We start from the raw sequence: 24,158 nt of genomic DNA on the forward strand, positions 1-24,158 counted from the left end.
GTCAGGCGGCATCGAGCAGCGGGCTCAGGTCGCGGGCGCGACGCGCGTATGGGGGAAGGACCTCGCGCACGTGCTGCCGGTAGTCGTCGCGGTGTTCGATGAGGCTGTCGAGGAGCGTGGGCAGCGTCGTGTCGCGGATTTCGGCGATCCCGACGACCCACTTTTCGAGCCCGAGATCGCGCATGATGCCCGCGGTCTTGTGGTCGTACTCGATCGCGAGGCACGGGACGTGCGCGGTCAGGGCGAAGATGACGGAGTGGAAGCGCGTGCCGAGCACGAGGTCGGCTTCGGCGTAGATGGCGCGGGCGTCGCGGTGGTCGAAGGTGTCGTCGCCGAGGACGCGCAGCCGGGGGTGGTCGAGCCCGGCGGCGAGGCGGGTGTTGACGCGGCGGTCGTCGTCGCCTTGATAAGCGCAGGTCACCTGGGGGACCAGGACGACGTGGTACCCGCGGCCGAGCAGGTGCCGGATGCCCGCGGTCAAGGCGTGTTCGTACCGGAGCTGTCCGGCCTCGTCGAGCCACTGGCGGGCGGTGACCATCGCGATCCGGGCGGCGGCGGGGATGCCGAGCGCGGTGCGCCAGTCGCGGTCGGACCGGGTTTCGAAGGCGAAGGCGCTGTCGACGCTGCGGGTGAGCAGGCGCGTCGGCAGCCCGAGTTCGGCGAGCCGGTCGCGGCTGATGTCCTCGCGGACCAGAATCGCGTCGGCCCGGCCGAGGACGTGGCGGACCAGCACGCGCTGGACCAGACGGGGGAACGGGCCGTAGGACTGCGGGCCGGTCCCCACCCGGACGCCGAAGCGCTGGGCCAGCCACAGCGGCAGCAGCAGGAAGAGGACGTTCAGGTCGGAGGCGAAGTCCGCGCGTCCGTTCAGGTAGCCGCCGCCGGCGGAGACGACGAGGTCGGCGGTCGCGAGGGCGTGCAGTTCGCGCCGCGGTTCGGCGGGAAGCAGCCGGGCCGCCGCCAGCAGCGGCCGGCGCGGGAGGCGGGCGGCGGCGAGCGCGACGACGGGCAGCAGGCTCAGTTTCCGCAGGATCCGCCGGAGCCGGGGGATGCTCTCCTCGCCCGAGTAGCGGCGGAACGAACCGAGGTTGGGCACGCCGTCGAACTCCGGCCAGCGCGCGGGATGCTCGAACCCGGCGATCGCGATCCGGGCGCCGGGCAGCGCGCGGCGGATCTGTTCGAGCAGGACGGTGAGCAGGGCGGCGTCGCCGCGGTTGCCGCGTTCGAACGCGTTGACTACGACGACCCGGGTCATCGGCGGACCTCTCGGTAGTGCTGTTCCAGCCGGTCGAGGAAAGGGCCGAGGCGGTGGCAGGAGGCGAGCCCGGCCGAGTGCGCCCCCATGGCCCGCCGCAAGCCCGGGTCGCGGAGGAGCCGGGAGAGGGCGTCGGCGAGGGCACCCGGCTCGCCCGGCGGGACGAGGACCCCGTTGTGTCCCGGGCGGATCAGCTCGGGAATGCCGCCGACCTCGGTGGCGGCGACCGCGCGTCCGACGCCGAGGGCTTCCAGCGCGACAGTCGGGAAATTCTCCGGCCACACCGAAGGAATCACCACCACCGAAGCCGCGCGGTACGCCGCCGCCAGTTCGCGCTCACCGAGCCAGCCCGCGAAGCGGACTCGGTCGGCCAAACCTTGTTCGCTCACCGACTTTTCGAGGACGGCTCGCTGCGCGCCGTCCCCGGCGAGGGTCAGCCGGGCGTCCGGGAGGCGGCGGGCGACCGTAGCGAAGGCGTCGACGAGCACGTGCGCGCCCTTCACCGGTTCGAGGCGGCCGACGAACAGCGCGTCGGCGGTGTCGGGGACCGGAGAAGCGGTGGGCAGCGGCACGCCGTTCGGGACGACGCGGATCGGTGTCCGAGGCAGGTCATGGCGAACGACGTCGGCGAGGAACCGGCTCGGGGTGAGCACGCGGTCGACGCTGCGCAGCCGGCGCAGGTACGCGGGTCGTTGCAGGAAACGCAGATAGGCCAGCCGCGCAGTGTCCGTTATGGACAGTCGGGAGTGGCCTTCGGTGCGGCTGCGGAGATTCCACGACAGCAACTCCCGGGTCCAGTCCTCGGGACCGTGGACGGTGAGCACCCGCGGGTAGGCGGCGGACGCGCTGAGCACGGCCGGGCTGAACTCGCCGATGGTGTGCAGGTGCACCACATCCGGAGCGAAAGAACGCAGAGCGGCGGTCACTTGCCGGTACGCGGGGCGGTGCCAGAAGTAGCCCGCGAAACGGCGAAGCGGGCCCCCGCGGATCGCGGGCACCAGGACGTCGGCGAAGACTTCCCGGTCGCTGACGGCGGGGTTGTCGAGCAGGTGGTCGGTGGCGATGACCAGGACCTGGTGCCCGCGTCGCCGCAGCCCGCCAGCGACGAGGCGGACGCTACGCTCCGCGCCGCCGGCTTCGAAGCCGACGTTGACGATGTGCGCGATCTTCATCCGAACCTCCTTTGTCGCACGGAGACAGTCCGCGCAGTGCGAGCGCGGCGACCGAGACGAGGCCGGACGCGAGATTGCCGACGCCCCAGGCCGCGGCGAGCCACCCCAGGCTGTGCTGGGCCCCGAGCGCGGCGAGGCCGACGGTGACCCCCGCGTAGACCACATTGGACAAATTCATCGCCGGCAGCTGACGGGTCACCTTCAGCAGGAACCCGGACCACGTGTTGAACGCCACCGCGAGGGCCGAGACCGCGAGGACGACGAGGCAGTTCCGGGCGTCGGCGGCGTAGCTGGCGCCGAACAGGGTCAGCACCGGTTTCGCGAGGGCGACCGTGACGCTGACGGCGGGCAGCACGATCGCGAGGATGAGCAGCGCCGAGCGTTTCGCCAGCTGTTTCAGGTCTTCCTGTTCGTGCGAGCCTTCGGCGAACAGCGCCTCGCCGACGGCGAACGGGACGGCGTTGACGAAGTTGGCGATCTGGAACGCCACGAAGTAGGCCGCGGACGCTTCCGGTCCGAGGGAACGCAGCACCAGCAACGGAAGCACCAGCAGCGGCAGGAGATTCAGGCAGCTGGACGCGTAGTTGCCGAGCGAGTACGCCAGCGTGGTGCGCAGCGTCGCCGGGTACACGCGGGGCCGGACCGGGATGCGCAGCCGCTGCCGGATGACGAGGATGCTCGCGACGGCGGCAACGGCGGAAGCCATTGTGCTCGACAGGAAAATGCCGATTGCGCCCGCTCCGACGAAGGCAATCGGCAGGGCGAGTTTGACCGCGCTCATCAGGACGCCGTTGAGAAGCAGGTTGTATTTCGCCGCGCGCACGGCGACGAAAACCGAGTCGGTCAGCAGGTTTTGCGCGACGGCCATCGCCAGCAAGGCGAACAGCGCAATCTCCGGGAATGACCCGCTGAGGAAGGACAATCCGGGCGAGACGAACGGCGCGACGAGCGCGAAACCGGCCCCGAGGACGGTTCCGGTGACGGCCACCGAGGTGAGCGCGGAGCTGACGTGCGCGCTGCGGGACGCCGTCGTGGGCAGGTACCGGACGAGGCTGGAACTGAGCCCGAGCCCGCTGAAGTAGCTCAGCAGGGTCACCGCCGAGAGCAGCGAACTCGCCCAGCCCACCTCGGCGGGCGGGTAGAGCCGGGCGACGACGATCCAGAACACGAATCCGGACCCGGCACCGAGCGCGGTGGTGGCCATGAGGAAGAACGAGTTGCGCACCAGCGGGTCGGATTTCAGCCGGGCGGCGAAGGACGGCTCGGCGAGCGCGGTCATGCCGGAACCTCGTTCGGCTCAAGCGCGGCGAGGTAGCTTTCTTCGAGGCGCTGGACGTGTTTCGGCCAGGAGAACCGGGCGGCGGCGTAACGGGCGGAGTAGCGGCCCATGGCTGCGCGGCGGGCGGGATCCGCGGCGAGGGAGCGCAGGGTCGCGCGCAGGATTTCCGCCTCGCGGGGGAGCAGCGCGACCTGGGTTCGGTCGAGTCCGTAGGAGGCGTAGCCCGGGTCGTCGGTGGTGACTATCGGGAGGCCGGAGGCCATCGCTTCCTGGACGGTCAGGGGGAATCCTTCGGCGGTCGACGGCAGGGCGAAGACGTCGCAGGCTCGGTAGAGGCGGCTGAGCTCGTCCGGGCTCATCGCGCCCAGATGGTGGACCGTGGGATCCTCGGGGACGTGCTTCGGCCGTTCCCCGGCGAAGACCAGGTCGTAGTCGGGGTGCCGGGCAGCGAGAAGGAGGTCGTAGCCCTTCTTCGGTACCGGCCGCCCGACGAACAGCACCAGAACCCGGTCGGCAGGCAGTCCCCAGCGTTCCCGCAGCAGCCGGGTTTCTCCGGCGGACGCGGGCCGATACCGGGCGGTGTCGACGCCGTTGGGCAGCAACTCCACGTCGTCGCGAAAACGGCGGACGAAGGCGCCGACGGAATCGTTGACCACGAAAACCTCGCGGCTGGCCCGGAACAACCGCCGCCCGATCGACCGGTACACCGCGTGCTGCACCGCCCGCACCACCGCCGAGGGATGCTCGACGACCGCGACGTGCTGGGTCAGGAACAGCGGCGTGCCAGTCCGCGCTGCTCGCACTCCTGCGATCCACGAGGATTGGTACAGCGTGTCGTGCAGGTGGACGACATCCGCCCACCGCACCCACTCCCGGACGGCACGGAACAACCGGGGCCCGAACACCGGGAAGGGCACTCCCGTCCGGTCTTCCACCCCGTTCCAGGCGGGAACGCGCACGACCCGGACGCCGTCGACCGGAGCCGGTGCGGCAGCGGGCGAAGCACTCGTCAGCACGGTGACCTCGGCACCGCGTGCGGCGAGGGTCCGGGCCTGCTGTGCGGCGACGTTCTCGATCCCTCCGACATGCGGCGGGTAGTAGTGCGAGACGAGCAGGATCCGGAGGGTCGTCATCGGTACACACTCGTTCCGTTGCTGCTGTAGACCTTGTTCTTGGTGGCGTCGAGGAACCGCAGCGGATAGCGGTAGGTGACGAGATCTCCCTGGTAGAACACGGTGACCTCGTCCTTGCGGACGGTCGGATAGCCGAGGAGGACGAACGAGCCCGGCTGCACGAGCGTCGGGTAAATGTCGTCTCCGGGGCGGCCGTCGAGCAGCGTTTGGAGGCGGCTGAGCGTGTAGCGGTCGGACTGGATGCGCTGCGCCGCGGTGTGCCGTTCGAGCCAGGCGAGGGCGGCGCGTTCTTGCGGGTGGGCGTAGTAGATGTCGTAGTACTGCCCGGCGTTGTCCAGCTGCAGTTGCGCCGGGTAGCCGCCGAACAACCGGGGCAGCGCGCCGGTGAGGTCGAGGAACAGCAGCAGCGAGACGGCGGTCGCGGCGGGCATTCGCCACCGTTTGAGCCACCACAACGCCCAGACCGACCCCATCGCGATGAACGGCGCGAACCCGAACAGGCCTTGCTGGAAGGTGCGCAGGACTCCGTAATCCACCGAGAGCTGCGGCAGCGCGATCTCCGCGGCGAGCACCCCCAGGCCACCCGCGGCGAGTACGAACAGGTCGTGCGTCGGCCGGAACACGGTCGCGGTGGCGAGCAGGGTTCCGGCTAGGCCGACGAGCAGCAACACCTGCAGCCCGTCCGCGCACAAGGTGCGGAGAAGGCTGTTCACGCGGGGGACGTCGAGGCCGAGCTGGTCGAGCGCGGACCCGGCTCTGGTCAGCGGCAGGTTGTCCGCTGGGGCGACCTGGACGGGAGCTGCGGGCGGTTCGCCGCGGGGGCGGGTGGACTCGGCGTAGTCCTGGAGCCGTTGCTCCGGGCTGACCCGGGCGGAGCTGAAAATGCTGTACGCGGTGTCGGACGAGCCGCGCTGCACCTGATCCGGGTGGAACAGGTCGTGTGCAGCGGCGACGGCGGTGTGCTGGAGCTGATGCCAGGTGCCGGTGACCGGGCCGGTCCAGAGCGCGGAACACGCGACCGCGACGCCGAGCATCGGCCAGGCGACGAAATCGGTCGCCTCCTTCGGAGTCCGCTCGGCAAGCCGGCGGCGCAACGGCGGGACCACCCGGATGACACCGCTGGCGAGCTTGCCCAGCACCAGGACGGCGATGAGCACGTAGGTGGTGGAGTAGTGCGACAGCACGATCCCCGCGAACAGGACGGTAAACGCGACCCGCCGTGCGCGACGCGGTGCGCTGCGGTCGCTCAACGCCAGGACCGCACAGCCCAACAGCAGGAACGCGATCTCCTGCCGCCCGAGGAACGGCATGTCGGTGAAGAACGTGGGGAACGCGAGGAAGCAGATCGCGGCGAGCAGCGAGATCCGTTTGGTGGTGAGGTTCCGGGTCGTGCGGTACACCGCGACCGGTGCCGCGGCGAACAGCATCGGCAGCACCACTTTGAAGATCGCCAAGCCGGGCAAGGCGGTCAGCTGGGCCACCGAAGCGGGCAGAAGCGTGATGCTGAGACAGGCGTGGTACGGGTCGGGGTAGCCGGAGATGTCCCAGTAGCCCTTGCTTGAGGTGAGCTGGAAGAGCAGGAACTCGCGTTGGACGTCGTGCCCGGTGACGTACCAGCCGCGCAGCGATGTCAGCAGCAGCAAAGCCGTTGCTGCGCAGAGGATTCCGAGCGCGATGACCCCGTCGCCGTACCGGTTCGCCCGGACGGCCAGCAGCCCGAGTAGCGCCGCGACCAGGAACAGCGCGATCAGGCTCGTCGCGCCGCTGAATCCGTTGTTAAGCCGGACGGCCCCGGCGGCGGCGACCACCAGCGTCAGAGCCCCGAGGATCGCGATCGGTACGACGTCGCGTACCGGCATCCATCGCGGCCCCCGCATGGGTGGGGACGAGCCGGTGAGCCGCCGGTCCAGGACCGCGAGCGCGACCGCGGCGAGTGTCTGAGCCCCGGCGAGGGACGCGGTCGTCAACGGGCGCGAGACGCCGAACCAGGGGAGCACGGTGTTGACGGCCAGTGCGGCCACCATCGCGGTCAGCACCGCGAAACCCAGCCCCAGCAACCACTGCGCCTCTCGGGTGGACACGATCCGGGCGGCAATCCGACGGCACAGCCACGCCGGGGCGCCGAACACTAGCCACAGACCGGTGACGGTCACCAGCACCGCAGGCCGCCACGGCAGCAGCTCCACGACCCCGGCGGCGAGCACCGAACCGAGCACGACGGCGCGCTGGCTGGGGCGCGTCACGGGAGCACCTCGGCGTAGACGTCCTCGACCTGCGCTGCCACCGCGGCCCAGGTGAACTCCCGGGCCGCTCGCGCGCTGGCCGCGGCGGTCCTCCGCCGGAAGTCCTCGTCCGTGGCGAATTCGTCGATCGCCGCGGCCAGCGCGGCGGAATCAGCGGGAACGAGCGCTCCGATGCCGCGCAGGAGTTCGGTATTCCCGGGCACGTCGGTCGCGAGCACCGGCAGCGCGGCGGCCATGGCTTCGAGCGCGGCGAGCGACATCCCTTCGCGATCCGAGGGCAGCACGAACAGATCGGCTTGCTCGTAGCGGTGCAGCAGCGAAGCGCCGTGCAGACGGCCGTGGAACCGCACGCCCGCAATCCCTTGCCGCTGCACGGTTTCCGCGAGCCGAGTGCGCTGCTCGCCGTCTCCGACCACGTCGAGGACGACCGGCTGGCGCACCCGGACCAGCGCGTGCAGGAGCCGGGCGAGGTTCTTCTGTGGACTGAGCCGCCCGACGAACAGCAGGCGCAGCACCGGTTCCCGGCGCGGACGCGGCGGAAGGAAGAACTCCGCGGACACTCCGTTCGGGACTGTGAAAATCCGCGCCGGGTCCACTCGATAGGCGGTGTGGACGAACTCCCGCTGGGCCTCGGTCAGCACCAGCACCCCGGCGGCAGCGCGCAAAACCCGGGCGAAGACGTGCTTTTTGTAGTGCGGCAACAACCAGCCCAGCTTTCCGGACTGGTCGACGTCGAGATGGAAGTGGAACAGGAACGGCTGCCGGCGCACGGCCGCGACGAGCGCGACCTGCTCAGGCACCACCGCGTGCGCGGCATGCAGATGCCACACCGCAGGTTTGGGCATGCGCAGCAAGGCGGGAACGAGACCGGGGGACACCGGCGTGTGCGCGATGTCAAGCGCGGGAACGCGGATGGTGGCCACCCCGTGCACCACCTCGCGTCGCGGCGAGTCGCGCGCGCCGACGGTCGTGGTGAGCACGGTGACGTCGTGCTGCCGCGCCTGTTGCCGGGCCAGGTGCTGGACGACCGCTTCCATTCCGCCGAGATGCGGCGGGTAGCACGGGGTGAGGTGGACGATCCGGCGGCGGGTCACGGTCTGCCTCCGGAAGAGTTGCCGGGCAGCCGGAAACGCAGGTTTTCCATGCCTCCCGCGACGTTCACCGCGATCGCGTCCACGACGCACCCGGGCGGCACCGGCAGGCGGAAGTCGATCGCGGTGAACTGGCCGGGCTCGAGAGTCACCCGCCGGGACACGCCCGCGAGCCGGTCGGCCGTAGACGTCTCCAACGCGGCTACCACGGTGTAGTCCGCGCGCGCCGGACCGTGCCTTACGAGGGCGACCTCCGCGAGGACCGCCCCGTCCCGGAACGCGGGCGTGCCGACGAAATACAGCTCCGTGTAGGTCTCCGGCTGCTCGGTGAAGGACTGCCGGAACAACGTCCGGGCGTCCGGCCAGACCAGGACGGTGACCACCCCGAGCACCGCCACCGCGCCAAACGCGACGGCGAATTTCAGCCAGCCGCGGCCGTTTCCCGGCTCTTCCGAGGACTCGTCCACGCTCAGTCCGCCATCGCCAGGACGCATCGGGCTTCGTCCGTGCAGAGGACGTTCGCCGGCACCCGCGCGGTGCGCGCCCGGTGCGCGGCCAGCTGCGACAGGTTGCGCAGGCCGTCGCGGACAGCGTGCAGTTTCACGTCGCCGCCGCGGATCCGGTACTCGATCAGCGTTTCGCCGCACCGGAAACCGCGGACGTAGGCGTCGTTCTTGATCTCCTGAGAGAACGGCATGCCGCCGGAGCGGATGTCCAGGTGCCGCCAGACGTGCCGGCGGAACACCCACATCCCGGACTGCGAATCCCGGAACGGCGAACGGAAGAAGAACCGGCTGATCAGCGTCAGCACCCGGTTGCCGAACCGGTGCGACGGCTTCATCGCCCCGCGGTTCTCGCGGCCGAGCCGGTTGGTGGAGAGGAAATCGAGCTGCCGGTCGGCCATCGCGCCCAGCAGCCCGGGCAGGTGGTCGAACGGGTACGTGCAGTCCGCGTCGCCGGTGGCGATCACGTCGCCGGTCGCGGCGGCGAACCCCGCGTGATAGGCGTGCCCGTAGCCGCGCACGGGCTGGAGGACGACCCGCGCGCCGAGCGCGGCGGCCACCTCGCCGGTCCCGTCGGTCGAGGCGTTGTCGACCACGATCACCTCGAGCTCGTAGCCGAGGGAGGCGAGGCCGGAGTACGGGATCGTGGCCAGCACGCGCGGCATGTTGACCCGTTCGTTGAGCGCGGGGATGACGATGGACAGTTTCCGCGGCCGGGGTCTTTCGGCGCAGGCGCCGCGGCTGGCGGTACGGAGGCGGCAGCAGGGCCCGGCGCCCGGGCGGGAGGCGGTGTCGTCCGACGGCGAGGAGCTGGAACGCTCGATGTCCGACGTCATGGAGGAACCTCGGTTCTGGTCTTGTGCTCGGCGGGGAGGGAGCACGGGCACGGCCGGGTCCGGCGGCGCGCTGCGCCGATGGCCCGGCCTCGTCGGGCCGGGCGGGTCGGCGTCCGCCGGCGGGGGCCTGCCGGCGACGGGTCGGGGGGCGGGGTTCTGTTGTGGGGGCGGACGGCCGCGCGGGCCGGGCGGGCGCGCCCGGCCTCCTATCTGTATCGATGCCGACGCCGGGGCGCTACGTGCGGTTGGCGAATTTTCCGTTCGCTCGATCGGCCCAGTTCCGAATGCGGCGGCGAGAAGTAACGGTCGTCGCAGGTAATGGTGACGGGAACGCAAAAAGACGAAAGGTATTCGCGTGCGGTTTCACCCGGTCGGCTCAGTTCGGAAGAAGTGGGGCGGGCGAAGCCGGAAAAGGCGGCATCGGGTCGCGTGTCCGCTATGTCCGCCTGCGGTCCGCGCCTGCTTGGACGCGGGTATATTCGTTGCTGGGCAACGGTAATCGGGCGCGGCTAGTTCTCGAACGAACCGTGCCTGCCCGCGCCTTCGGCGAATCGCGTGGCTCCCGCAAGGGTGTCCGCGTTCAACGACTGAATCCCGTGCCGGAATTCGTTTTCCAATGCGGATTCCTCGCTCAAGGACTCGTTTTCCAGCAATGCGGCCCGGTCCTCGCGCAAGCAGGTCTGCGGAAACGCGGCGATTTCCCGTGCGAGCGCCACGGCCGCGGACAATGCCTGCCCGGCTGGCACGACGCGATTCGCCAAACCGATCCGGTGCGCTTCCTCCGCGTCGACCGGACGCCCGGTGAGCACCAGGTCGAGCGCGCGGCTCCGGCCGATCAGCCGCGGCAGCCGGACCGTGCCGCCGTCGATCAGCGGGACGCCCCAGCGCCGGCAGAACACGCCGAACACCGCCGTTTCTTCGACGACCCGGAGGTCGGCCCAGATCGCCAGCTCCAGTCCGCCCGCGACGGCGTGGCCGGACACCGCCGCGAGCACCGGCTTGCGCAACCGCAGCCGCGTCGGCCCCATCGGGCCGTCGCCGTCCGGCTCGGTGCGGTTGCCGCGGCCTTCGCTCACCGCCTTGAGGTCCGCGCCCGCGCAGAACGTCCCGCCGACCCCGTAGAGCACCGCGACCGAGGCGTCCGAGGCGTCGAATTCCCGGAAGGCGTCGGCCAGCGCCTCGGCGGTCGCGCGGTCGACGGCGTTGCGGCGCTCCGGCCGGTTGATGCCGATGGTGGTGACCGGACCGTCGTGCTCGACCAGCACAGTGCTCACGCGAGGCCTCCCGGGGAAGAAGCGGATGTCCGCGCAGCATGCCATGCCCCGTAGGCTCCAGCAGCGGAATCGCCACCGGAAAAGGGGAGAGCGCCATGGACGGCCTGGCCGCGTTCGGGTTCGAGCTGGGAGTGCTCAAACGGGTCCGCCGCGCGGGCTGGTGGCAGGCGGGGGTCCGCGACCCGGAATCGGTGGCCGAGCACAGCCTCCGCGCGGCGCAGCTGGCCGCGCTGCTCGCCGCGGAGGAAGGCGCGAACCCGGAGCGCGCGGCGTTTCTCGCGCTGTGGCACGACACCCAGGAGACCCGGACCGGCGACCTTCCGCACACGGCCGCGCCCTACCTGACGAAGCCGGAACCTCGGGCGATCACCGCGGACCAGACCGCGAGCCTGCCGCGTGCGTCGGCAGAAACCGTGCAGTCAGCGGTAGACGAGTACGAAACTCGCGAGTCGCCCGAAGCGCGTTGCGCGAAGGACGCCGACAAACTCGAAATGCTTTTCCAGGCTCTCGAATACCGCGCGACCGGAGTCTCCACAGTGGACGAATGGCTCGCATCGGCGCAGGCTGGGCTCTTCACCAACACCGCGCGGCGCGTCGCCGATGCGGCGCTGGCGACGTCTCCGCTGGCGTGGCGCACTCGTTAAAGCTCACCCACATGGGCGCACTTTTGGTTTAAGAGTCCCCTCTCTGGGAAAGATCCAAAGTACGACCATCTCGGGGAGGCACAGGATGAACCGGAAACTCACGGCAATACTGGCCAGTGTCGCGGCGATGGCGGGAACTATCGGATTCGCGGCGACCGCGGAGGCGGCAGGACCGCCGTGCGGGCCGCAGGCGAAAGCGTGCCTGAAGCTCTCGGCCAACACCGCGTGGCTGATGGACAACGGCAAGGTCACCCGGGGCGGCGTGCCCGTCACGGTCGGCAAGCCCCAGTACCCGACCCCGGTCGGCACGTTCCGGGTGCAGTACAAGGATCTTCACCACTACAGCAAGCAGTTCAACGGACCGATGCCGTACTCGGTGTTCTTCACCAACACCGGCGTGGCGTTCCACCAGGGCAGCCTGAAGGTCCAGTCGCACGGCTGTGTCCACCTGTCGCACGCCGACGCGGTGGCGTTCTTCAACACCCTGCAGCCGGGCGACGTGGTGCAGGTCGTGCGGTAATCACCCGACGGGCATCGGCCGCCGCAGCGCTTGCCGGCGCAGGCGGCCGAATCCCCGCGGGTTGTTGAGCCCGAACACCGCCACGGTCCGGCCGTCCCGGTGATACGTGGCGAGGAACGAGTCGTCGTCCGGACCGCCCTCGGCGTAGCGCACCTCGTCGTCCGGCGCGGGATGCCCGGCGAGCTGGAGCGTCCCGGAGTACTGATCGGACCAGACGTAACCGCTCGGCTGGTACTCCCGGACCACCTGCCCGGCCAGCAGATTCGCGACCGCGACCGACGCCTGTTCGGTGGCGTTCGTCCAGTGCTCGTGCCGGATGCCCGCCGGTCCGTACGCCGCGACGTCGCCCGCGGCGACCACGTTCGCCAGCGAAGTGACGAGACCGGAGTCGGTGCGCACGCCGTTGCCGATCGCCAGCCCGGACCCGTCGAGCCACTCGACCGCCGGGACCATGCCGATCCCGGCGACCACCACGTCAGCGGGCAGATTCTCGCCGGTTTCCAGCTGCACCCCGGTGACGCGGCCGGAGACCGCGGTCAGCCCGGCCACCGAAGCGCCGCAGCGCAGGGTGACGCCGTTCCGGCCGTGCAGGCGCGCACAGATCGACCCGAGTTCGGGACCCAGCACGCGCGCCATGGGCGTCGGCAACGCCTCCAGCACCGTGACGTCCAGGCCCAGGCCCTGGCAGGTCGAGGCCACCTCGGCCCCGATGAACCCGCCCCCGACGATCACCACGCGCGCCCCGGGAACCAGCTCCTCGCGCAGTGCGAGTGCGTCGTCCAGGGTGCGCAGCACATGAACTCCGGCAACAGCTTCCGTTCCCGGCAAGGCCCGAGCGCGGCCACCGGTCGCGAGGACGACACCGTCCGCTTCCAGTTCGCCGTCGGACAGGACGAGGCGGCCGGTCGCCGGGTCGAGACGCTCCGCCCTAGTGCCCAGCCGCACCTCCAGCGAGGCGAGATCGTCGGCGTCGAGCAGGTCCAGCGACTCGCGCGCCGCGGTCCCGGCCAGGAAGGCCTTCGACAGCGGCGGCCGGTCGTAGGGGAGATGCGGCTCTTCGCCGATGAGCACCACGCGACCGTCGAACCCCTGGGCGCGCAGCTCCTGCGCGGCGCGGGCGCCGGCGAGCGAAGCGCCGACGATCGCGACCGTTTTCACGCAGCGTCCTCGGCGGCGTCGGCGAGCACGTAGATCACGCCCTCTTCGACCTGCACCTGGTACGTGCGCACCGGCTGCTTGGCGGGCAGGCAGGACGGCATGCCGGTGCGCAGGTCGAAGAGCGCCGCGTGCAGCGGGCACTCCACGAAGCAGCCTTCGAGCCAGCCACCGGCCAGCGACGCGTCCTGGTGGGTGCAGGTGTCCCCGATCGCGTACAGCTCGCCGTCGGCGTTGAAGACGGCGATGGGCTCCGGCCCCGCGATCCGGACGGACTCGCCCGGGGGCAGCTCGTCCACAGTGCACGCGCGCAGCATTGATTCCTCCGAAGCTGGGGGTCTGTTGCGTATTGAGGAACACCCAACGTGATACGCAACAGAGTCTGAGTGCGCGGAAGGGGTGCCGTCAAGAGGTTCCGGGGGTGGAGTTTCCGGAGCGCCGTTCCGGGTGAAAGCCGTGGTCGAAGGCGGTTCCGGCGAACGGGTGCGGCACCTCCGGCGGTGCTTGACAGCGCCCCGGCTGGGCCTCATCTTGTTCCGGAGAGGGCAACAAGACGCGTAATACGCAACTTCGACTGTGTTCGAGAGGAGCCCTGCCGGTGACCGCTGTCGACCTCCCGCAGAGCCTGCTGCCGACCCTGCCCGGGCCGCACTACACCGACCCGGCGATCTTCGCCCGGGAGCAGGAGCGGATCTTCGAAGCGGGGTGGTTCTGCGCGGTGCGCAGTGCCGACCTGCCGTCCCCCGGCTCGTTCGAGACCGTGCAGATCGGCCGCGAAAGCGTGCTGATCGCGCGCGGCCGCGACGGGGCTTTGCGCGCGTTCCTGAACGTGTGCCGGCACCGCGGCGCGCGGCTGTGCACCGACGAGAAAGGAACGGTGAAGCGCGCTTTCCAGTGCATGTACCACGCCTGGACCTACGGCCTGGACGGAAAGCTCGTCGCGGCCCCGAATCTGACCGGCATGCCGGACGTCGACCGCGTCGAGTACGGCCTGACGGGTGTGCATCTGCGCGAATGGCTCGGCTACGCCTGGGTTTGCCTCGCCGAGGAGGCACCGTCCTTTGCGGACACGGTGATGGCCGACGTGAGCGAGCGGCTCGGCGGTCCCGGCGAAATCGAGGCCTACGGCATCGAGAATCTCGCACTGGGCCGGCGCATCGAGTACGACGTGCGCGCGAACTGGAAGCAGATCATCGAGAACTTCATGGAGTGCTACCACTGCGCGACGATCCATCCGGAACTCACCGAGGTGCTCCCGGAGTTCGCCGACGGCTACGCCGCGCAGTATTTCGTCGGCCACGGCGCGGAATTCGGCGCGGACGTCACCGGGTTCACTGTGGACGGTGGTGACGGCCTGCAGCGGCTGCCGGGTGTCGGCGAGCACCAGGACCGCCGGTACTACGCGATCACGATCCGGCCGCAGGTGTTCGTGAACCTGGTGCCCGACCACGTGATCGTGCACCGGATGTTCCCGCTCGCCCCGGACCGCACCCTCGTTCGCTGCGACTGGCTGTACCTGCCGGAGGTCGTGGAGTCCGGCGCGGACCTGGACCGTTCGGTCGAACTGTTCCACCGGGTGAACCAGCAGGATTTCGAGGCCTGCGAACGGTGTCAGCAGGCCATGGGATCCCGCGCGTACGCCCGCGGCGGCGTGCTGGTGCCGAGCGAGCACCACATCGGTGAGTTCCACGCCTGGGTGCGCGCGAAGGCCGGGGACTAGATCAGCGCCCGGATCGCCTCCTCGAAACCGGTCACGTGGTCGAGCGTCAGCGCCGAGGCCTTCTTCGCGTCGCCCTCGGCGATCGCGGTCAGCAGCGGCGAATGCTCGTCCACGTGCCCGGCCATGCCGCGCAGCCGGGGGAGGAACACGCACCAGATCCGGGTGGCGAGGTTGTCGTAATGGATCAGCGTGTCCTCGAAGAACGGATTGTGCACGCAGCGGTAGATCGCGCGGTGCAGTTCCAGGTCGGTGCGCAGGAGTTCGGCGTTTTCCCTCGGGGTAGCCGAATCCAGCTGGTCGCGCAGTTCGACGAGCCGGGCGCGGTCCTCGTCGGTCGCGCGCGTGGCGGCGGACGCGGCGGCCGTCGGCTCGAGGGTGCGCCGGACCTCGGAGATGTGCGCGAGGTCGGAGATGTTGACGTCCGTGGCGAACGTGCCGCGGCGCGGGTACGCGACCACCAGGCGTTCGGTTTCCAGCCGCTTCAGCGCTTCGCGGATCGGCGTGCGGCCCATGCCGAGCACGCTTCCCGCCCATTCCTCGTTGATCGGGTCGCCCGGCTTGATGTCGAGCATGACGAGACGGTCGCGCAGGAACTCGTAGGCGCGTTCGGCCAGCGACGGGGCGGCGGCCGGGATGACGTGGTTGACCGGGGTGCTCACCCGGCCTACTCTACAGCGAAGATTGATATATCAGTAGTCGACCAGTTGTCCGATACGGGAGGCCAGCCGGAATGACCACGACCGACCAGCCTCGTCCGCCGGGCGCGGACCTGCCGGACCACCCGGATTTCCTGTGGCGGGACCCGGAACCGCGGCGGGCGTACGACGTCGTCGTGGTGGGCGGCGGCGGGCACGGCCTCGCGACCGCCTACTACCTCGCCAAGGTGCACGGCATCACGAACGTCGCGGTCCTGGAGAAGGGCTGGCTCGCCGGCGGGAACATGGCCCGCAACACGACGATCATCCGGTCCAACTACCTGTGGGACGAAAGCTCCGGCATCTACGAGCACTCGCTGAAGCTGTGGGAAGGCCTCGAAGAAGACCTCGGCTACCCGATCCTGTTCAGCCAGCGCGGCGTGCTGAACCTCGCGCACAGCCTGCAGGACGTCCGCGACAGCGTGCGCCGCGTGAACGCCAACCGGCTCAACGGGATCGACGCGGAATGGGTCGACGCGGACGGGGTCAAGGAACTCTGCCCGATCGTCAACACCTCGCCCGACGTCCGGTACCCGGTGCTCGGCGCGACCTACCAGCCGCGCGCCGGGATCGCCAAACACGATTACGTGGCTTGGGGTTTCGCCCGCGCGGCCGCCGCGATGGGCGTCGATCTCATCCAGAACTGCGCGGTGACCGGCCTGGAAACGCGCGACGGCAAGGTGGTCGCGGTGGAAACCAGCCGGGGCCGGATCGCCGCCGGGAAGGTCGCGCTGTGCGCCGCCGGGCACAGTTCGGTGCTGGCGAAGATGGCCGGGATCGACCTGCCGCTCGTGTCGCATCCGCTGCAGGCGCTGGTGTCGGAACTGCTCGAACCGGTGCACCCGACGGTGGTGATGTCGAACGCCGTGCACGTCTACGTTTCCCAGGCGCACAAGGGAGAACTCGTGATGGGCGCGGGCATCGACTCCTACGCCGGCTACGGCCAGCGCGGCGCGTTCCACATCATCGAGGACCAGATGGCCGCCGCGCTGGAGCTGTTCCCGGTGTTCGCGCGGGCGCATCTGCTGCGGACCTGGGCGGGCATCGTCGACGTGACCCCGGACGCGTCGCCGATCGTCGGGCTGACGCCGGTGGAGAACCTGTTCCTCAACTGCGGCTGGGGGACCGGCGGATTCAAGGCCACGCCGGGCGTCGGCGACTGCTTCGCGCACACCGTCGCGAAGGGCAAACCGCATCCGTACGTCGAACCCTTCACCCTCGACCGGTTCACCACCGGCGCGCTCGTCGACGAGCACGGCGCCGCCGCCGTCGCGCATTAGGAGCCCTTGTGCAGCTGATTCCCTGCCCCTGGTGCGGTCCCCGCGAGGAGACCGAATTCCACTACGGCGGCCAAGCCCACGTCGCGTACCCGCAGGACCCGGCGGCGCTGTCGGACGAGGAATGGGCGAAGTACGTCTTCTTCCGCGCCAACCCGAGCGGCCCGCTCGCCGAACGCTGGACGCACAGCGCGGGCTGCCGCCGCTGGTTCAACGCCGTCCGCGACACCCGCACCCACGAACTCGCGGCGGTCTACCGCCTCGACGAACCCCGGCCGGTGATCCCATGACCTTCCGCCTCCCCAGCGGCGGCCACGTCGACCGCGACACCCTGCTCCAGTTCACCTTCGACGGCCGGGTCCTGAGTGGACACCCCGGCGACACGCTCGCGTCCGCCCTCCTCGCCAACGGCGTCCACCAGGTGGCGCGGAGCGTCAAGCTCGGCCGTCCGCGCGGCATCATGGCGGCGGGCGTCGAAGAGCCGAACGCGGTGGTGCAGCTGGAAAAGCCGTTCCCCGAACCGATGCAGACCGCCACCACCGTCGAGCTGTACGACGGCCTGGTCGCGCGCAGCCTCTCCGGCCAGGGCCGGTTGGCCGCCGAACCGGACCCGGCGCGGTACGACGCGAAGCACCTGCACTGCGATGTCCTGGTGGTCGGCGCGGGTCCGGCCGGTCTGGTCGCGGCTCGCACGGCGGCCCGCGCCGGAGTACGCGTCGTGCTGGTGGACGACCAGCCGGAACCCGGCGGTTCGCTGCTCGGCTCGAACGAGTACGTCGACCTCAAGCCCGCCGTCGAATGGGCCCGCGCGATCGCCGACGAACTCCGCGCGACGCCGGACGTGGAAGTACTCGACCGGACCACCGCTTTCGGCGCCTACGACGACGGTTTCGTCCTGGCCGTGCAACACCGGACCTCCGGCGCGGCCCGGCAGCGCGTGTGGCGGATCCGCGCGCAGCAGACCGTCCTCGCGACCGGCGCGCACGAGCGTCCGATCGTGTTCCCGGACAACGACCGTCCCGGCATCCTCCTCGCCAGCGCCGCGCGGACGTACCTGCACCGGTACGGCGTCGTGCCCGGCCGCCGCGCGGTGGTGTTCACCATGGACGATTCCGCCTACGCCACGGCGATCGACCTCGCCGACGCGGGCGTGGCAATCCCGCTGGTGGTCGACGTTCGCCCGGCCGCCCCGGCAAACTGGGCCGCGGCGTGTGCGGAACGAGACATCGAAATCCGCACCGGCGCGGCGGTCACTGGCACGGAAGGAACCGAACGCATCACCGGCGCGCGTGTCGGCGGGGAGCTGATCCCGTGCGACACCCTTCTCGTTTCGGGAGGCTGGACACCGGCGGTGCACCTGTTCAGCCAGCAACGCGGTGCCCTGCGCTACGAACCCGCGCTCGGCGCGTATCTGCCCGACGGTGATCTTCCGACCGCGAGGGTGGCGGGCAGCGCGAACGGCACCTTCGACTTCGCCGGTTGCGTGCGAGAAGGCCATGCCGCGGCGGCGAAGGCCCTGGCCGAAGCACCGGCAGACCTCCCGCTCCCAGTCTCCGACGCGCCGCCGCGCGAACTGCCCCCGGCCGTCGAATGGCAGATCCCCGGTCCGGAGTCCGAAGTGGACACCCGGTTCGTCGACCTGCAGCGCGACGCCACCGTCTCCGACGTCCTCCGGGCGACCGGAGCGGGCCTCACCTCGCTGGAGCACGTCAAGCGCTACACCACTATCGGCACCGCGCACGACCAGGGCAAAACCTCGGGCATGCTCGCCGCCGGGATCACCGCCGAAGCTCTCGGCGTCGACCTCGCGGACCGCCGCCCGACCACCTACCGCCCGCCGTACACGCCGGTCGCCTTCGCCGCGCTGGCCGGACGGAACCGCGGCGAACTGCACGACCCGGTCCGCGTCACCGCGCTGCATTCCTGGCACGTCGGACACGGCGCGGAGTTCGAGAACGTCGGCCAGTGGAAGCGCCCGTGGTACTACCCGCGGCCGGGGGAGGACCTGCCTGCCGCGGTCCGGCGCGAGTGCATTGCCGCCCGCACCGACGTGGCCATGATGGACGGTTCCACCCTCGGCAAGATCGACGTGCAGGGCCCCGACGCCGCCCAGTTCCTGGACCTGCTCTACACGAACCTGATGAGCACGCTCAAGGTCGGCCGGATCCGGTACGGCGTGATGTGCGGCGTCGACGGCATGGTGATCGACGACGGCACCGTCATCCGCGTGGCCGAGGACCGCTTCCTCGTCACCACGACCACCGGCAACGCCGCGATGGTGCTGGACTGGATGGAAGAGTGGCTGCAGACCGAATGGCCGCACCTGCGCGTGTTCGCCACCTCGGTCACCGAACACTGGGCCACCGTCGCACTCGTCGGCCCGCGTTCCCGCGAGCTCCTGGCCGGGCTCGCGCCCGGGCTGGAGGTCAGCAACGAGGCCTTCGGCTTCATGACCTGGCGCGACGCCGAGGTGGCCGGGATCGCCGCGCGGGTGTGCCGGATCAGCTTCTCCGGCGAACTGGCGTACGAGATCAACGTGCCTTCCTGGTACGGCCTCGCGCTCTGGGAAGCCTTGGCGGAGAAGGGAATCACGCCGTACGGCACCGAAACCATGCACGTCCTGCGCGCGGAGAAGGGCTACCCGATCATCGGCCAGGACACCGACGGCACGGTCACCCCGCAGGACCTCGGCATGAGCTGGGCGGTGTCCAAGAAGAAGGCCGACTTCCTCGGCAAACGGTCCTTCTCGCGGGCGGAAAACCTGCGCCCGGACCGGAAACAGTTCGTCGGCCTGCTGCCGGTCGATCCCACCGTGCTGCTGCCGGAAGGCGCGCAGATCATCGAGACCGCGCACGTCCCGCGCCCGCCGGTGCGCATGCTCGGCCACGTCACCTCCAGTTACCCGAGCGCCGCGCTGGACCGCACCTTCGCGCTCGCCCTCGTCCGCTCCGGCCGGGAACGGATCGGCGAGACGCTGTACGTCCCGGTCGGCGACGAGGTGGTGCCGGTGACGGTCACCGAATCCGTGCTCTACGACAAGGAGGGGACCCGCCGTGACGGCTAAGACCCTGTCTCCGCTCGCGGAGCACGCGGGCCTGCTCGCTGGCTGTGCGCCAGCCGTGCTCGCCGAGGAACGCCCGTTCGTCTCGCAGCTCAACGTCCGCATCCGCGAAGGCCACGACGCCGCGGCAGCCGTGCTCGGCACCGCGTTGCCGGACGCGTGCCGGTTCACCACCGGCATCGGCGACGTCCTGTGGCTCGGCCCCGACGAGTACCTCGTGCTCGGTGCTCCCGGAGGCACCGAGGAAGCGCTGCGGGAAGCGATCGCCGTCGGTGCGGTGACCGACGTGTCCGCGCAGCGCACCACGGTGCGACTGGCCGGACCGGCGGCTCGCGACGTCCTGGCGCACGGCTGCGCGATCGACCTCCATCCCACGGCCGCGCCGCCGGGCACCTGCGTCCAGACGCTGTACGCCCGCACCGGAATCGTCCTGCTGGTGCGGGAAGCGGGCGAGTTCACCGTGCTCGTGCGCCAGTCGTTCGCCCCCTATTTCGCCGCCTGGCTCGCCGACGCGGCGCTGGAGTACCGAGAGGAGGAGTCTTGACCCAGTTCACCTTGACCCTGCACTGCCCCGAGCGCTCCGGGATCGTGCACGCCGTGACGACGTTCCTCGTGAGCAACGGCTGCGACATCGTCGAGCACCAGCAGTTCGACGACGACGTGCACGGGGAACTGTTCCTGCGCACCGAATTCACCTGCGCCGGACCGGCCACTGTGGACGATCTCACCCGCGAGTTCGATCTGGTCGCCCGGGATTACGCGATGCGGTACCGGTTCTCCGACCGCACCCCGGACCGGCTGCTGGTGATGGTGTCCAAGGCCGGGCACTGCCTCAACGACCTCCTCTTCCGCTGGCGGGCAGGCGCGCTGGGCGCGGAAATCGCCCTCGTCGCGTCCAACCACGAGGACCTGCGCCCGATGGCCGAAGCCGCCGGGCTGCCGTTCGTGCACATCCCGGTGACCCCGGCGAGCAAACCGGAAGCCGAACAGCGGCTGCTGGACCTGGTGCGGGAACACGACATCGACCTCGTCGTGCTGGCCCGCTACATGCAGGTCCTCTCGGACGAGCTGTGCCAGAAACTGCAGGGCCGCGCGATCAACATCCACCACTCGTTCCTGCCCGGGTTCAAGGGCGCGAAACCGTACGCGCAGGCCTACGACCGCGGCGTCAAGTACGTCGGCGCGACCGCGCACTACGTGACCCCCGAGCTCGACGAGGGCCCGATCATCGAACAAGAGGTGCAGCGGGTCGACCATTCGCACTCGCCGCGCGCGCTCGCGACCGTCGGCCGCGACGCCGAAGCCCTCGCGCTTTCCCGCGCGGTGCGCTGGCATTGCGAGCGGCGCGTGCTTCTGAACGGCAACCGCACCGTCGTCTTCCGCTGACCTATCCCAGGGAGTTCTCATGACCCGTGTCGTGATCATCGGCGCCGGAATCGTGGGCGCGAACCTCGCCGACGAGCTGACGCTGCGCGGCTGGACCGACGTCACCGTGCTCGACCAGGGCCCGCTTCCGCTCACCGGCGGTTCGACGTCGCACGCGCCGGGACTGGTGTTCCAGACCAACCCGTCCAAGGCGATGACCGAATTCGCCGGCTACACCGTCGCGAAGCTCCTCGACCTCGGCTGTTTCGAGCAGGTCGGCGGCATGGAGGCGGCCACCACCGCGGCGCGCTGGGAGGACCTGAAACGCAAGCACGGCTGGGCGACCTCGTGGGGCGTCGAGGCGCGGCTGATCGACCCGGACGAATGCGCCCGGCGCTGGCCGCTGCTCGACCAGAACCAGATCTACGGTGCGCTGTATGTCCCGAGTGACGGTCTCGCGGTCGCCTCGCGCGCGGTGGACGAGCTGATCAAACGGGCCTCCTCGCGCGGCGCCCGGTTCGTCGGCTCGACCCGGGTGACCGGCATCGAGCAGGCGCACGGCCGGGTCACCGGCGTCCAGACGGCCGACGACGTGCTCCCGGCGGACGTCGTGGTGTCCTGCGCCGGATTCTGGGGCCGCGAGATCGGCGAGATGGTCGGCATGACCGTGCCGCTGCTGCCGCTCGCGCACCAATACGCGAAGACTGGCCAGCTCGCCGAACTGGCCGGAGCCGATCCGGTGCGTCCGGCACTGCCGATCCTGCGTCACCAGGACCAGGACCTGTACTTCCGCCAACACGGCGACCGGCTGGGCATCGGCTCGTACGCGCATCGCCCGATGCCGGTGGACAAGTTCGCCGAACCCGGCGAGGTGACCGCGTCCGCGATGCCGTCGATGCTGCCGTTCACCGAGGACGAATTCGCGCCGTCGTGGGAGGAAAGCAAGCTCCTGCTGCCCGCGCTGGGCCAGACCAAGGCGGAGGAGGGCTTCAACGGCATCTTCTCCTTCACTCCCGACGGAGGTTCGCTGGTCGGCGAATCGAGCGAAGTGCGCGGATTCTGGATCGCCGAGGCGATCTGGGTCACGCATTCCGCGGGCATCGCGAAGGCGGTCGCGGAGTCCATTGTGGACGGACGCTCCGAGACCGATCTGCACGAGCTGGACGTGCACCGGTTCGAGGACGTCCAGCTCGCCCCCGAGTACATCCGGGAGACCGCGCAGCAGAACTTCGTCGAGATCTACGACGTGCTGCACCCGCTGCAGCCCCGGCTTTCCCCGCGCGACCTGCGGGTCAGCCCGTTCCACGCCCGGCAGCGCGAGCTGGGCGCGGTGTTCCTGGAGGCGGGCGGCTGGGAACGGCCGCACTGGTTCGAGGCCAACGCGTCCCTGCTGAAAGACCTGCCGCACGACTTCCTCCCGCCCGCGCGCGACGCCTGGGCCGGGCAGTTCCACTCGCCGATCGTGGCGGCCGAGGCCTGGCACACCCGGAACCGCGTCGCGATGTACGACATGACCCCGCTCAAGCGCGTCGAGGTCAGCGGACCCGGTTCGCTCGAATTCCTGCAGGGGCTCACGACGAACCAGCTGGCGAAGTCGGTCGGTTCGGTGACCTACACGCTCATGCTCGACGACGCGGGCGGCGTGCGCAGCGACATCACTGTGGCACGGCTGGAACCGGAGCTGTTCCAGGTCGGGATCAACGGCAACATCGACGTCGCGTACCTGCGCAGCCGGGCACCGGAAGGCGTCCGGGTCGTGGACACCACCGGCGGCACCTGCTGCATCGGCGTGTGGGGCCCGCTCGCCCGCGACCTGGTGCAACCGCTGTCGGCGGAAGACCTTTCGCACACCGGGCTCAAGTACTTCCGCGGCCGCCGCGCCCGGATCGCCGGGGTGCCGGTGACGATCCTGCGACTGTCCTATGTGGGCGAACTCGGCTGGGAGATCTACACCTCCGCGGACAACGGCCAGCGCCTGTGGGACGCGCTGTGGCGCGCCGGGCAGTCGCTGGGCGTCATCGCGGCCGGGCGCGGCGCGTTCAACAGCCTCCGGCTGGAGAAGGGCTATCGGCTGTGGGGCACCGACATGACCACCGAGCACGACCCGTACGAGGCCGGAGTCGGCTTCGCGGTGCGCCCGGCGAAGGGCGAGTTCGTCGGCCGGGCCGCCATCGAGGGCCGCAGCGAAGAGACCGCGGCGCGGCGGCTGCGCTGCCTCACCGTGGACGACGGCCGGACGGTGGTGCTGGGCAAGGAACCGGTGTTCGTGGACGGTGCCGCTGCGGGTTACGTGACGAGCGCGGCCTATGGCTACACAATCGGCCGTCCCATCGCCTATGCCTGGTTGCCGGGCACAGTGGAGATCGGCGACCAGGTGGAGATCGAGTACTTCGGACGGCGAGTCGCCGCGACCGTGGCCGCGGAACCGCTGGTCGATCCCGGGATGGAGCGCATCCGGCGCTGAGCAGGAGGGGAGACCCGCCATGCGGGACCAGATCGTGAGCGACTTCCTGAACACCCTCGCCCGGCCCGCGGTCCCGGCTCCGGCCGGGGCGACGGTCGCGGCTCTCGCCCTCGCGCAGGCGGCGGCGCTGCTGAGCCGGGCCGCCGGCGGCGACGCCGAAGCGGACCACCTGACGCGGCACGCGTTGCGGCTGGCGGAGATCGACGCCCACGCCGTCACGCACGACGTGCCCGACCGGGCCCAGCCCGCCGCGGACGTGGTCGCCGCGGCGGGGGAGGTGGTCCGGGTGGCGGAGCGGCTGCTGTCCACTGTGGACTCCGCGGCACTGGTGGACGTCTCCGCCGCCGCGGAGATGGCCGGTTCGTCGGCGCGGACGGCAGGCGTCGCGGTCGAAGCGCGAAACGGATTCGCGGTTGGTGCGGACGCGGTGGCCGAACGGGCCGCCCGGGTGACCGCAGCGGTCCGGGTCCG

The 24,158-nt window shown here is 70.5% G+C and carries 20 protein-coding genes and 1 pseudogene; 9 read left to right on the forward strand and 12 right to left on the reverse strand.

What is annotated here, in order from left to right; genetic code table 11:
- Position 1 precedes the first annotated feature (1 nt).
- The 9 genes from SSMG_RS17535 to SSMG_RS17575 form a co-directional block, all read right to left on the reverse strand.
- The gene (locus tag SSMG_RS17535) at positions 2 to 1,255 is read right to left on the reverse strand and encodes a polysaccharide pyruvyl transferase family protein (RefSeq protein ID WP_009078012.1); all 1,254 of its coding nucleotides are present in this window, start codon (positions 1,253 to 1,255) and stop codon (positions 2 to 4) included.
- A complete protein-coding gene (locus tag SSMG_RS42480) occupies positions 1,252 to 2,427 on the reverse strand; it encodes a glycosyltransferase family 4 protein (protein ID WP_009078013.1) in 1,176 nt (391 codons plus the stop codon). The genes SSMG_RS17535 and SSMG_RS42480 overlap by 4 nt, the downstream gene beginning before the upstream one ends.
- Positions 2,372 to 3,706: an oligosaccharide flippase family protein gene (locus tag SSMG_RS17545; RefSeq protein ID WP_009078015.1), complete on the reverse strand. Its 1,335-nt coding sequence runs from the start codon at positions 3,704 to 3,706 to the stop codon at positions 2,372 to 2,374. Before SSMG_RS17545 ends, SSMG_RS42480 begins: the two co-directional genes overlap by 56 nt.
- Entirely contained in the window at positions 3,703 to 4,839 is a 1,137-nt protein-coding gene (locus SSMG_RS17550) for a glycosyltransferase family 4 protein (protein ID WP_009078017.1), read from the reverse strand. Before SSMG_RS17550 ends, SSMG_RS17545 begins: the two co-directional genes overlap by 4 nt.
- Positions 4,836 to 7,082 (reverse strand): DUF2206 domain-containing protein, encoded by a 2,247-nt coding sequence (locus SSMG_RS17555; protein WP_009078019.1) that lies wholly within the window; start codon positions 7,080 to 7,082, stop codon positions 4,836 to 4,838. Before SSMG_RS17555 ends, SSMG_RS17550 begins: the two co-directional genes overlap by 4 nt.
- Positions 7,079 to 8,176: a glycosyltransferase family 4 protein gene (locus tag SSMG_RS42485; RefSeq protein ID WP_050788212.1), complete on the reverse strand. Its 1,098-nt coding sequence runs from the start codon at positions 8,174 to 8,176 to the stop codon at positions 7,079 to 7,081. Before SSMG_RS42485 ends, SSMG_RS17555 begins: the two co-directional genes overlap by 4 nt.
- Positions 8,173 to 8,667, reverse strand: a complete 495-nt coding sequence (locus SSMG_RS17565; RefSeq protein ID WP_159396480.1) for a hypothetical protein — start codon at positions 8,665 to 8,667, stop codon at positions 8,173 to 8,175. Before SSMG_RS17565 ends, SSMG_RS42485 begins: the two co-directional genes overlap by 4 nt.
- Positions 8,643 to 9,512 (reverse strand): glycosyltransferase family 2 protein, encoded by an 870-nt coding sequence (locus SSMG_RS17570; protein WP_009078024.1) that lies wholly within the window; start codon positions 9,510 to 9,512, stop codon positions 8,643 to 8,645. Before SSMG_RS17570 ends, SSMG_RS17565 begins: the two co-directional genes overlap by 25 nt.
- 509 nt (positions 9,513 to 10,021) lie before the next feature.
- A complete protein-coding gene (locus SSMG_RS17575) occupies positions 10,022 to 10,786 on the reverse strand; it encodes a crotonase/enoyl-CoA hydratase family protein (RefSeq protein WP_009078026.1) in 765 nt (254 codons plus the stop codon).
- Between the two features lie 95 nt (positions 10,787 to 10,881).
- Between SSMG_RS17575 and SSMG_RS17580 the strand changes: the two genes are divergently transcribed.
- On the forward strand, positions 10,882 to 11,430 hold the full coding sequence (locus SSMG_RS17580; RefSeq protein WP_037714019.1) for an HD family hydrolase: 549 nt from the start codon (positions 10,882 to 10,884) through the stop codon (positions 11,428 to 11,430).
- 85 nt (positions 11,431 to 11,515) lie between these two features.
- On the forward strand, positions 11,516 to 11,950 hold the full coding sequence (locus SSMG_RS17585; protein WP_037714021.1) for a L,D-transpeptidase: 435 nt from the start codon (positions 11,516 to 11,518) through the stop codon (positions 11,948 to 11,950).
- On the opposite strand, the gene SSMG_RS17590 is transcribed toward SSMG_RS17585, so the two are convergent.
- Together SSMG_RS17590 and SSMG_RS17595 are read right to left on the reverse strand one after the other, a co-directional pair.
- A complete protein-coding gene (locus SSMG_RS17590; protein ID WP_009078032.1) occupies positions 11,951 to 13,108 on the reverse strand; it encodes an NAD(P)/FAD-dependent oxidoreductase in 1,158 nt (385 codons plus the stop codon).
- Positions 13,105 to 13,422, reverse strand: coding sequence for a bifunctional 3-phenylpropionate/cinnamic acid dioxygenase ferredoxin subunit (locus tag SSMG_RS17595; RefSeq protein WP_009078034.1), 318 nt, complete (start codon positions 13,420 to 13,422; stop codon positions 13,105 to 13,107). Before SSMG_RS17595 ends, SSMG_RS17590 begins: the two co-directional genes overlap by 4 nt.
- Positions 13,423 to 13,703: 281 nt before the next feature.
- Here SSMG_RS17595 and SSMG_RS17600 point away from each other — a divergent pair, with 281 nt between their 5' ends.
- On the forward strand, positions 13,704 to 14,825 hold the full coding sequence (locus SSMG_RS17600) for an aromatic ring-hydroxylating dioxygenase subunit alpha (protein ID WP_037714023.1): 1,122 nt from the start codon (positions 13,704 to 13,706) through the stop codon (positions 14,823 to 14,825).
- Here SSMG_RS17600 and SSMG_RS17605 read toward each other — a convergent pair.
- Positions 14,822 to 15,484, reverse strand: a complete 663-nt coding sequence (locus SSMG_RS17605; protein ID WP_009078037.1) for a GntR family transcriptional regulator — start codon at positions 15,482 to 15,484, stop codon at positions 14,822 to 14,824. The genes SSMG_RS17600 and SSMG_RS17605 overlap by 4 nt on opposite strands.
- Before the next feature lie 71 nt (positions 15,485 to 15,555).
- On the opposite strand from SSMG_RS17605, the gene SSMG_RS17610 reads away from it, so the two are divergent.
- The 6 genes and pseudogenes from SSMG_RS17610 to SSMG_RS17640 form a co-directional block, all read left to right on the forward strand.
- Positions 15,556 to 16,800 carry a sarcosine oxidase subunit beta family protein gene (locus tag SSMG_RS17610; RefSeq protein WP_009078039.1) on the forward strand — a complete coding sequence of 415 codons (1,245 nt, stop codon included), beginning with the start codon at positions 15,556 to 15,558 and terminating at the stop codon, positions 16,798 to 16,800.
- Between the two features lie 8 nt (positions 16,801 to 16,808).
- Positions 16,809 to 19,861 (forward strand): annotated as a pseudogene (locus SSMG_RS17620) (sarcosine oxidase subunit delta family protein).
- Positions 19,851 to 20,402 (forward strand): sarcosine oxidase subunit gamma, encoded by a 552-nt coding sequence (locus tag SSMG_RS17625; protein ID WP_009078046.1) that lies wholly within the window; start codon positions 19,851 to 19,853, stop codon positions 20,400 to 20,402. The pseudogene SSMG_RS17620 and the gene SSMG_RS17625 overlap by 11 nt, the downstream one beginning before the upstream one ends.
- Positions 20,399 to 21,244, forward strand: a complete 846-nt coding sequence (gene purU / locus SSMG_RS17630) for a formyltetrahydrofolate deformylase (protein WP_009078048.1) — start codon at positions 20,399 to 20,401, stop codon at positions 21,242 to 21,244. Before SSMG_RS17625 ends, purU begins: the two co-directional genes overlap by 4 nt.
- Positions 21,245 to 21,263: 19 nt before the next feature.
- Positions 21,264 to 23,687 (forward strand): FAD-dependent oxidoreductase, encoded by a 2,424-nt coding sequence (locus SSMG_RS17635; protein ID WP_009078050.1) that lies wholly within the window; start codon positions 21,264 to 21,266, stop codon positions 23,685 to 23,687.
- A gap of 19 nt (positions 23,688 to 23,706) precedes the next feature.
- On the forward strand, positions 23,707 to 24,158 hold a 452-nt coding region (locus SSMG_RS17640), incomplete at its 3' end, for a hypothetical protein (RefSeq protein WP_037714028.1).

Source organism: Streptomyces sp. AA4 (assembly GCF_000158875.1).
In the GTDB taxonomy this organism is placed as follows: Bacteria; Actinomycetota; Actinomycetes; order Mycobacteriales; family Pseudonocardiaceae; genus Amycolatopsis.

Excerpts from the sequence above, each read along its gene's own strand:
- SSMG_RS17535 (WP_009078012.1), bottom strand. The coding sequence starts at position 1,255 with ATGACCCGGGTCGTCGTAGTCAACGCGTTCGAACGCGGCAACCGCGGC.
- SSMG_RS17550 (WP_009078017.1), bottom strand. The coding sequence starts at position 4,839 with ATGACGACCCTCCGGATCCTGCTCGTCTCGCACTACTACCCGCCGCAT.
- SSMG_RS17595 (WP_009078034.1), bottom strand. The coding sequence starts at position 13,422 with ATGCTGCGCGCGTGCACTGTGGACGAGCTGCCCCCGGGCGAGTCCGTC.
- SSMG_RS17545 (WP_009078015.1), bottom strand. The coding sequence starts at position 3,706 with ATGACCGCGCTCGCCGAGCCGTCCTTCGCCGCCCGGCTGAAATCCGAC.
- SSMG_RS17585 (WP_037714021.1), top strand. The coding sequence starts at position 11,516 with ATGAACCGGAAACTCACGGCAATACTGGCCAGTGTCGCGGCGATGGCG.
- SSMG_RS17570 (WP_009078024.1), bottom strand. The coding sequence starts at position 9,512 with ATGACGTCGGACATCGAGCGTTCCAGCTCCTCGCCGTCGGACGACACC.
- SSMG_RS17565 (WP_159396480.1), bottom strand. The coding sequence starts at position 8,667 with ATGCGTCCTGGCGATGGCGGACTGAGCGTGGACGAGTCCTCGGAAGAG.
- SSMG_RS17610 (WP_009078039.1), top strand. The coding sequence starts at position 15,556 with ATGACCACGACCGACCAGCCTCGTCCGCCGGGCGCGGACCTGCCGGAC.
- SSMG_RS42480 (WP_009078013.1), bottom strand. The coding sequence starts at position 2,427 with ATGAAGATCGCGCACATCGTCAACGTCGGCTTCGAAGCCGGCGGCGCG.
- SSMG_RS17635 (WP_009078050.1), top strand. The coding sequence starts at position 21,264 with ATGACCCGTGTCGTGATCATCGGCGCCGGAATCGTGGGCGCGAACCTC.
- SSMG_RS17580 (WP_037714019.1), top strand. The coding sequence starts at position 10,882 with ATGGACGGCCTGGCCGCGTTCGGGTTCGAGCTGGGAGTGCTCAAACGG.